This is a genomic window from Actinomycetota bacterium (assembly GCA_030776725.1).
Taxonomy (GTDB): domain Bacteria; phylum Actinomycetota; class Nitriliruptoria; order Nitriliruptorales; family JAHWKO01; genus JAHWKW01.
This window is the reverse complement of sequence record JALYHG010000240.1, coordinates 1-8351: the sequence shown is the minus strand read 5'-3', so window position 1 is coordinate 8351 and position 8351 is coordinate 1. Positions and strand designations below refer to the sequence as shown.

The 8351-nt window shown below is 71.7% G+C and carries 10 protein-coding genes; 8 read left to right on the top strand and 2 right to left on the bottom strand.

Going from position 1 to position 8351, the window contains the following annotated elements; translation table 11 throughout:
• Positions 1-42 precede the first annotated feature (42 nt).
• The gene (locus M3N57_11705) at positions 43-1116 is read left to right on the top strand and encodes an SIS domain-containing protein (protein ID MDP9023333.1); all 1074 of its coding nucleotides are present in this window, start codon (positions 43-45) and stop codon (positions 1114-1116) included.
• A gap of 32 nt (positions 1117-1148) precedes the next feature.
• On the opposite strand, the gene M3N57_11700 is transcribed toward M3N57_11705, so the two are convergent.
• Positions 1149-2012 (bottom strand): patatin-like phospholipase family protein, encoded by an 864-nt coding sequence (locus M3N57_11700; protein MDP9023332.1) that lies wholly within the window; start codon positions 2010-2012, stop codon positions 1149-1151.
• A 206-nt stretch (positions 2013-2218) separates the two neighbouring features.
• Here M3N57_11700 and M3N57_11695 point away from each other — a divergent pair, with 206 nt between their 5' ends.
• On the top strand, positions 2219-3151 hold the full coding sequence (locus M3N57_11695) for an LLM class flavin-dependent oxidoreductase (GenBank protein MDP9023331.1): 933 nt from the start codon (positions 2219-2221) through the stop codon (positions 3149-3151).
• Between the two features lie 15 nt (positions 3152-3166).
• On the opposite strand, the gene M3N57_11690 is transcribed toward M3N57_11695, so the two are convergent.
• Positions 3167-4069, bottom strand: a complete 903-nt coding sequence (locus M3N57_11690; protein ID MDP9023330.1) for an LLM class flavin-dependent oxidoreductase — start codon at positions 4067-4069, stop codon at positions 3167-3169.
• Positions 4070-4225: 156 nt separating this feature from the next.
• On the opposite strand from M3N57_11690, the gene M3N57_11685 reads away from it, so the two are divergent.
• The 6 genes from M3N57_11685 to M3N57_11660 all read left to right on the top strand — a co-directional run.
• A complete protein-coding gene (locus tag M3N57_11685; GenBank protein ID MDP9023329.1) occupies positions 4226-4546 on the top strand; it encodes a rhodanese-like domain-containing protein in 321 nt (106 codons plus the stop codon).
• A gap of 235 nt (positions 4547-4781) precedes the next feature.
• Positions 4782-5717: an ACP S-malonyltransferase gene (locus tag M3N57_11680; GenBank protein ID MDP9023328.1), complete on the top strand. Its 936-nt coding sequence runs from the start codon at positions 4782-4784 to the stop codon at positions 5715-5717.
• 109 nt (positions 5718-5826) lie between these two features.
• On the top strand, positions 5827-6885 hold the full coding sequence (locus tag M3N57_11675) for a ketoacyl-ACP synthase III (GenBank protein MDP9023327.1): 1059 nt from the start codon (positions 5827-5829) through the stop codon (positions 6883-6885).
• A complete protein-coding gene (gene fabG, locus M3N57_11670; GenBank protein ID MDP9023326.1) occupies positions 6882-7607 on the top strand; it encodes a 3-oxoacyl-ACP reductase FabG in 726 nt (241 codons plus the stop codon). Before M3N57_11675 ends, fabG begins: the two co-directional genes overlap by 4 nt.
• Positions 7608-7648: 41 nt before the next feature.
• The gene (locus M3N57_11665) at positions 7649-7894 is read left to right on the top strand and encodes an acyl carrier protein (protein MDP9023325.1); all 246 of its coding nucleotides are present in this window, start codon (positions 7649-7651) and stop codon (positions 7892-7894) included.
• On the top strand, positions 7891-8351 hold a 461-nt coding region (locus M3N57_11660), incomplete at its 3' end, for a 3-oxoacyl-ACP synthase (GenBank protein ID MDP9023324.1). The genes M3N57_11665 and M3N57_11660, both read left to right, overlap by 4 nt.

The following is an 8351-nucleotide window of genomic DNA, read 5'->3' as shown; positions in this document are numbered from 1 at the left end:
GACGTTTGGGGTCCTCGCGAGGATGCAGCCCGAGGAGGCGACGTGACAACAGGCACCGAGCGCGACCACGAGCACCCCGGGGCGGTGATGGCCCAGGAGATGGCCGAACAGCCCGACGTCATCGCTGGACTGGTGGCACGCCGGGACGACATCGCTGCCACCGTCGCCGCGACGTTGCCGCGACCGCACGTCGGCACCGTCCTCGTCGCGCGGGGATCGTCGGACTACGCAGCCGTCTACGCCCGGTACGCCCTGGAGGCCATCGGCGGTCGGCACGCGGCCCTGGCGGCCGCGAGCCTCCACACGCGGTACCGGGTGACGACCGACCTCCACGGTTTCCTGGCGGTCGGGGTGAGCCAGTCCGGCCGCACACCGGAGATCGTCGAGACGCTCGAGCGGATGGGCGGGTGCGGGGCGCGGACGCTGGCGGTCACCAACGACGCGGGTTCGCCGCTAGCGGACGTGGCCGACGGGGTCCTGGCCCTGCGTGCCGGACAGGAGGTCGCGGTCCCGGCCACCAAGACGTTCACCGGACAGGTCACGGCGTTCGCGCTCCTCGCGGAGGCGCTCGGTGGGACGCCGCGCTGGCCGCGCGCCGACTGGGACCGCACCGTGGACGTCGTCGGTGAGCTGCTCACCGACGTCGAGGCGCCCGCCGCCGCGGCGGAGGTCCTCCGTGACGCCCAACGGCTGCTGTCGGTGGGACGTGGCTACCTCTACGCGGTCGCCCTCGAGGCAGCCCTGAAGATCGCCGAGACCACGTCGATGCTGGCCACCGGCTGGTCGCCCCCCGACCTGCTCCACGGTCCGATCGCGGTAGCTGGCCAGCAGCTGCACGCGCTTTGCCACGCCACACCCGGCCCCACGTTCGACGACGTGGTCGAGGCCGCGGCGGCGTTGCGCGCGCGGGGCGCCACCGTCTCCGCGGTGACGCAGCCCGACGCCGACCTACCGGTCGACGGCGCCCTGCTGGCCGTGCCGGCCGGGATCCCCGAACCGCTGACGCCCCTGGTGTACGTCGTGCGGGCGCAGCAGCTGGCCTGGCGCCTCGCCCGGTTGCGCGGCATCGACCCCGACCATCCCCCGGGCCTGCAGAAGGTGACACAGACGCGGTGAGGCTGCCGCGCTCGTCGAGCCTTCCCGCCTTGTCACCCCCCCGCCAACTGCTCGGCGTCGAGCACCTCGCAGCTGGCCTCGTACGCCAGCTCCATCCGTCGCTCCGCGTCCGTGAAATCCCGGTAACGCATCCGGTCGAGGACGTCGAAGCGCGGCGGGTCGGTCTCGCCGGTCGGCAGGACGTGCGCGACCACACCGTCCGGCAGGCTGGCGAGGTCGTGGTGGAAACGGTGACGTCGAGACAGCTCGAAGGTCACCATCGCGACCTCCCAGACGTTGGTGGGCGGCTCGAGGGGGCGCTCCACCCGCCCCACGTGCAGCACGTACAGCTCCGACGCACCGAGCTCCACCGCCCGGGAGATCGGGATGCTGTTGACGATCCCCCCGTCAAGGAAGTGCTCACCGTCGATCTCGACCACCGGGAGCAGCCCGGGTGACGCCGCCGACGCGAGGACAGCCTCCACCACCGACCCACTGGAGAACCAGTGCTCGGCGGCCTGCTCGACGCTCGACGCCACGCACTGGAACGGCACCGCGAGATCCTCGAACCGGGGCGGGACCATCCCCTCGATCAAGGCACGGAGCGGCTCGTTGGAGTGCACGTGGCTCCCCGTGCGCAGCAGGTTCACGGCGCGGTTGAGGAGCGAGCCGCTGAACAGGTCGTGGCTCTCCAACTCCCGCCAGACGTCGGCGAGCTTCTCGATCATCTCGACGGTGGGGTCGGCCGCCACGGCAACGCCGTTGACTGCGCCGACGGACGCCCCGACCACGAGGTCGGGTCGGATACCGCGCTCGAGCAGCGCGCGGAGCATGCCCACCTCGTAGGAACCGATGTTCCCGCCGCCGCCGAGGACGAACGCCACCGTCGGTGAGGACGGCAGGGCCTGATCGTCCACCTTCCGTCCACCTCCGCGGGACCTCGACGTCTCGCAGACGCCTCCGTCAGGCGCCACCCCGTCCGGTACCGCCACTATGCCCAGCCGATCGGAGGCGCGCAGTGACCGGTGGCTCACCCTCACCGTCGGTGTCCGGTCGGGCGTGATCGGCGTGGACGCCGGCCGGGTCCTCTACGTTCCACGCAGCGGGAACACCGGAGGATTGCGTGTTCGGCCTCAACATCGATCCCAGCGCCGACCGGCTCGACCTCGCGTTCGACCTCGTCGCCGTGGCGGAGGCCGCGGGGCTGGACATCGTGGCGGTCCAGGACCATCCCTACCACCGCCGCCACCTCGACACGTGGACCTTGCTGACGGTCCTGGCGACCCGCACCGCCCGCGTCCACGTCATGCCCAACGTGGCCAACCTGCCACTGCGGGGCCCACAGGTCCTGGCCAAGAGCGCCGCGTCGCTCGCGTACCTCACCGGCGGGAGGATCGAGTTGGGGATCGGGGCCGGTGCACAGTGGGACGCGATCGCCGCCTACGGCGGTCCGCGGCGGGGTCCCGGCGACGCCGTCGACGCGTTGGACGAGGCCCTGGACGTGATCGAGGCGCTGTGGGACGGCGACCGCCGGTCCGCCACGGTCGAGGGCCGGTACTACCGGCTCGACGGGGCGCGCCCCGGCCCCGTGCCCAACCAACCGATCCCGATCTGGATCGGCGGGTACGGCCCACGGATGCTGCGGCTGGTCGGCCGCCGCGCCGACGGCTGGACCGTGTCATCATCCTCCGCCCCGCCCGAACGCATCCTCGACATGCAGCGCACCGTCGATGAGGCCGCGCAGGAAGCCGGCCGCGACCCGGCTGGTGTCGGGCGCAACTACAACCTGATGGGGCGCCTGGACCCGGATGCCGATCGCCACGAGGGTGAGCGCCTGTCCGGCCCGACCGACCACTGGGTCGACGTGCTGTGCCGCTACGCCGAGGAACTGCGCTTCGACACGTTCCTGTTCTGGCCGCTGGACGGCGACGAGGTCGACCAGGCCCGCCGCTTCGCTGACGACGTGGTCCCGCGCGTCTGCGAGCGCTTGGGCGACCAGCACCCGTGTGTGGACGGGTCCGAGGCGGCACGCGAGCGTCCGGGCAGGTACCTGTGACGGGACTGTGACCGCTCACGCCAGCCGGCTGTGATCGGCCTCCCACTCCCCGACCAGCTCCGACAGCCGGTCGAGCTGCGACAGGTCCGCGACGCACGGCCACAGGATGATCTCGTCCATGCCGACGTCGGCTGCGGCGGCGAGCCGGTCACGGATCTGCTCGGTCGACGCCAGCATCTGTCCCGCGATCCGCTCCGCCCGCTCGCCGGCGAACGCGTAGTAATCGCGCAGGAAGTCGCGGCCCCGCTCGACCGTGGCGTCGTCGTCCAACGCCCAGTACCCGCAGCCCACGAACCGGGGCTGGCCTGCCCGGCCAGCCCCCTGCCGGGCAGTCACAGCTTCGTCGTAGAGCTCACGCGCCTGCGCGGGCAGCAGCGCGCCGGCGATGAAGCCGTCCGCCAACCGTCCCGCCCGGCGGGCGGCAGGCGACGAGTACCCGCCGATCAGGACCTCGGGTCCACCCGGCCGTGACGGTGGCGGGCCGACCGCAGCGACCTCCTCGACCGGCGGCTGGCCCCTCCACACCCGTCTCAGGATCTCCAGCTGCTCCTCGAAGTGAGGGGCGCGGCGGTGGAAGTCCACCTGGGAGCCTGCCGCCAGGTAGTCCTCCTCTCGGCCGCCGATCCCCAACCCGACTGTGAGCCGCCCGCCGGACAACGCGTCGATGCTGGCCGTCTGCTTGGCGAGGAGCCCGGCGTCGCGGATGGGTGCGACCAACACGGTCGTCGCGAGCCGGATCCGGCTGGTCACGCCGGCACAGGCCGCGAGCGCGACCAACGGCTCGTAGTTGCCGTACGCCATCCGGTCGATCACGGCCAGGGTCGACAACGGCGTCTGGTCGGCAGCGCGTGCCCAGTCCACAACGGTCGCGCCGGTCGTGCCGGGGATGTTGGCGGGCAACCCGACCCCCACCTGCACCTCGCACCTCCCTGCCGAGCCGGCCGACCGTACAGCGCCGACCGCGCCGGGGACGGGCGCCGACCGCCGCAGCGACCATCTCGCCCCGTCCGACCGGGGCAGCCAGGGCGCCCGACCTCGCGCACACTGGCCGTAGACGACCGATGGGGATCGCGCGTGGAACCGCAGCAGGTGTACGCCGAGCGAGGACTGGTGCAGATCATCGACGTCCGCGGCGGCCAGGAGTGGGATGCCGGCCACATCGAGGCGGGCCACCACATCCCGCTCGACGAGCTGCGTGGACGGCTCGGCGAGATCAGCGCCGGCCGGAAGATCATCACCGTCGACCGCGACGGGAGCAGGAGCGAGGAAGCAGCCGAGCTGCTGCGCCGCGAGGGGTTCGACGCCGAGGCGATGGCGGGAGGACTGGCCCGCTGGTTCGACGAGGACCTGCCGCTGGTGGCGACGTCGGGTGGGAGCGGAGGCGTCGCCCGGTGAGCCAACGAAGCGACCCCCTCGGACGTCGGATGTGTCGTCGGGGACTTCACGAAGGTCCGCGTTCGGACGTTGACACCCACGGCTGGGTCCGGAAACGTTGGTCTTGATCGCTGCGGGCTGGCCGTCTGTGTCCGCGTTCCCACGATCGGCCCGGCCCACGCCCGGACCAGACGCCGGACCAGACGCCGGACCAGACGTTCGACGTTGAGCCGTCAGGAGGAAGAGGATCCGCCAGATGAGCATCGCGATGGTCTTCCCCGGGCAGGGGTCGCACCGCCAAGGGATGGCCTCAGCGTGGCGCGGCCACAGCGCCTTCTCCACGTTCGCCGAGGTCGGTCGCGTCGCTGGCTTCGACGACTTCGTCGGCCTCGCCGACGACCCGGAGGCGTGCGCCGCCACCGACGTGGCCCAGCCAGCGGTGTTCGCGGTCGATCTCGCGGCGTGGCGGGCACTCCGCGACGCGGGGATCACCCCCGACGTGGTCGCCGGCCACAGCCTGGGTGAGATCGCCGCCGCGGTCGCTGCCCGCGCTCTGTCGGTGCCCGCCGGCGCGGCGGTGGTGATCGAGCGCGGCCGTGCGTTCGCCGACGCGGTGTCGGAGAACCCGGGGAAGATGGCAGCGGTGCTGGGGCTGGACCGTGACGCCGTCGAGAAGGCCATCGCCGGGATCGACGGCGTCATCGTCGCCAACGACAACGCCCCCGACCAGGTCGTCGTGTCGGGGCCTCCCGACGCGGTCGACGCGGCCGCCGACGCCTGTCAGGAGGCCGGCGGGCGGGTCCGCGACCTCGACGTGGAGGGCGCGTTCCACACCGAGTTGATGGCGTCAGCCCGTGACCGGCTCGAGACGCGGCTGGACGAGCTGCAGATGGTGGACCCCGACGTCCCGCTGGTCTCTGGAGCCACCGCCGAACCGGTGACCACGGCCGACGACGTCCGGCAAGTGATCATCGACGGGGTGTTGTCCCCCGTTCGTTGGCGGGAGGTCCAGCAACGTCTGGCGGCCATGGAGACCCGGCTGGTGATCGAGGCCGGTCCCGGAGACGTCCTCTCCGGCTTGGCGCGCCGGACCCTGTCCGATGACATCGAGATCGTCTCGGTGGGGACCCCCGACGACCTCGACGCGGCGATCTCGGCCGCGACGAGCATCCGCAAGAGCGAGGAGGGATGACCGCGGCGCGCCCACCTACGACCCGGAACACGATGAACACGATGGACGTGATGACGATGCCGACCTGCACAGCGCGACCTGGAGAGCGACCCGGAGAGGAAGTCCGTCGATGACGATCCCGCTGACCACCGAACGCCCGTCGCGGGCCGGTCTGGCCCCCGGTCAGCTCCCGGTGGGCATCGTCGGGCTCGGGGTCGCGGTCCCTGACGAGGTGATCACCAACCACGACTGGGAAGAGGCGCTCGACACCAGCGACGAGTGGATCCGCACCCGCACGGGGATCGTGGAGCGGCGCCGCATCGCCGAAGACGACGCCACCTCGGACCTGGCCGTCCGGGCGGGCGTGGCGGCCCTGGCCGAAGCCGGCGTGGACGCCGACGAGCTCGGCGCGATCATCGTGGCCACCACCACACCGGACTACGTCTGCCCCCAGACCGCCCCGATCGTGGCAGCGGAGCTGGGGACGAACGTGGCGGCGTTCGACGTCGGCGCGGCGTGCAGCGGGTTCGTCTACGGGCTGTCGGTCGCGGCCGCAACCGTCACCGCCTACGACCCCCGGCCGATCCTGCTGATCGGCGCCGAGGCGATGACCCGGCTGATGGACGACCAGGACCGCTCCACCGCGGTGCTGTTCGGCGACGGCGCCGGCGCGTGCGTGCTGGCCGCGGAGAGCGGGGGAGGCACGCTCGGACCCTTCGAGATGGGCTCTGACGGTGACCTCGCCGACGCGCTGATCATCCCCGCCGGGGGTAGCCGCAACCCTGCCAGCCAGGAGACCGTCGCCGAGCGGCAGCACTACCTGACCATGAGCGGGAGCGAGATCTACAAGCACGCGGTGACCCGCATGACCTCGTCGGCTCGGTCGGTGCTGGAACGGGCCGGGATGGACATCGACGACATCGATCTGCTGGTCGCCCACCAGGCCAACGCCCGTATCCTCAACGCGGTGGCGGATCGGCTGGGCGTGGACGAAGATCGCGCGTTCATCGACGTGGACCGCTACGGCAACACCTCAGCCGCCTCGATCCCCCTGGCGCTGGTCGACGCGCGTGAACAGGGCCTGCTCCCGGCGGGGGCGACCGTCCTGCTCACCGCGTTCGGCGCCGGCCTGACCTGGGCCTCGTGCCTGGTGACCTTCCCCGACGGAGACCCGGAGGTGACCCCGTGAGCGACCTGGTCGCGATCGTCAGCGGCGGCAGCGGCGGCATCGGGGCGGCCACGTGCCGCGCCCTGGCCGCCCAGGGCATGGCGGTGCTGGTCGGGTACGCGTCGAACCAGGACGGAGCCGAGAAGGTGGCCGCGTCCTGCGACGGCACGGCCGAGGCGATCCAACTCGACGTCACCGACGAGGACCAGGTCGACGCCGCCGTCGACCGCGCCGGCGAGCTCGGCGACCTCGGCGTGGTCGTCACGGCGCACGGGATCGCCGACGACGACCTGCTGATGCGGCTGACGCCGGAACGCTGGGACCGCACCATGGCGATCAACCTGCGCGGGGTGTACCTGATCGCCCGTGCTGCGCTCCGCCCGATGGTCCGCAACCGCAGGGGCCGCATCATCAACATCGGCTCGTTCGTGGGCCTCCGCGGCAACGCCGGCCAGAGCGCCTACGGCGCGGCCAAGGCCGCGCTGACCGGGTTCAGCAAGTCGCTTGCCCGCGAGCTGGCCGGGAAGGGCGTCACCGTCAACGTGGTCGCGCCCGGGTTCGTCGAGACGTCGATGACCGACCAACTCCCCGACGATCTGCTCGAGAGCTACCTCGAACGCACTCCGATCGGCCGGCCCGTCGCGGCCGAGGAGGTCGCGGCTGCCGTGAGGTTCCTCGCATCCGAGGAGGCCGCGGCGATCACCGGAGCGGTGATCCCCGTCGACGGCGGTGCCGGCATGTGACCGACACACCCAGAACCAGTCCGTAACCGAGAGGAGCAACGATGAACCAGGAGCTGTACGAGACCGTGAAGTCCATCCTCGTGAACACGTTCCAGGTGCCGGAGGAGGACGTGAGCCCCGACGCCACGTTCGAATCCCTGGACCTCGACTCGCTCGACCTGGTCGAGTTCACGCTGGCGCTCGAAGAAGAGGTCGGCGTCGAGATCGAGGACGAGGAGGCCGAGGACATCCGCACGGTCGAAGACGCCGTGACCAAGATCGAAGAGAAGCAGAAGGTGCAAACGTGACCGACCGTCAACAGCCCGAGATCGTCGTCACCGGCATCGGCCTGTTCGCTCCCGGAGGGGCCAACGTCGACGCGGCGTGGAAGACGGTCCTGGAGGGGACCCCCGCCGCAGCGCACGACCCCACGCTGGAGGAAGCCGGCCTCGACGTCACCGTCTCCTGCCGCACGCCCGAGTTCGATCCCTCCGAGGAGATCGGTCGGCGTGCCGCTCGGCGGCTCGACCGCTTCGTGCAGCTGGCGCTCCTGGCCAGCCGCGAAGCGATCGACCGATCGGGTCTTGACCTGCCGACCGGCGAGGACCCCGAGGAGTTCGGCGACCGCGTCGGCATCGCGTTCGGCTGCGGGATCGGCGGGGTGATCACCTGGGAGGAGCAGCACGCCTCCTTCATGGAGAAGAACAAGGTCAGCCCGTTCATGATCCCCAAGATGCTGTCGAACATGGCTGCCGGCCAGGTCGC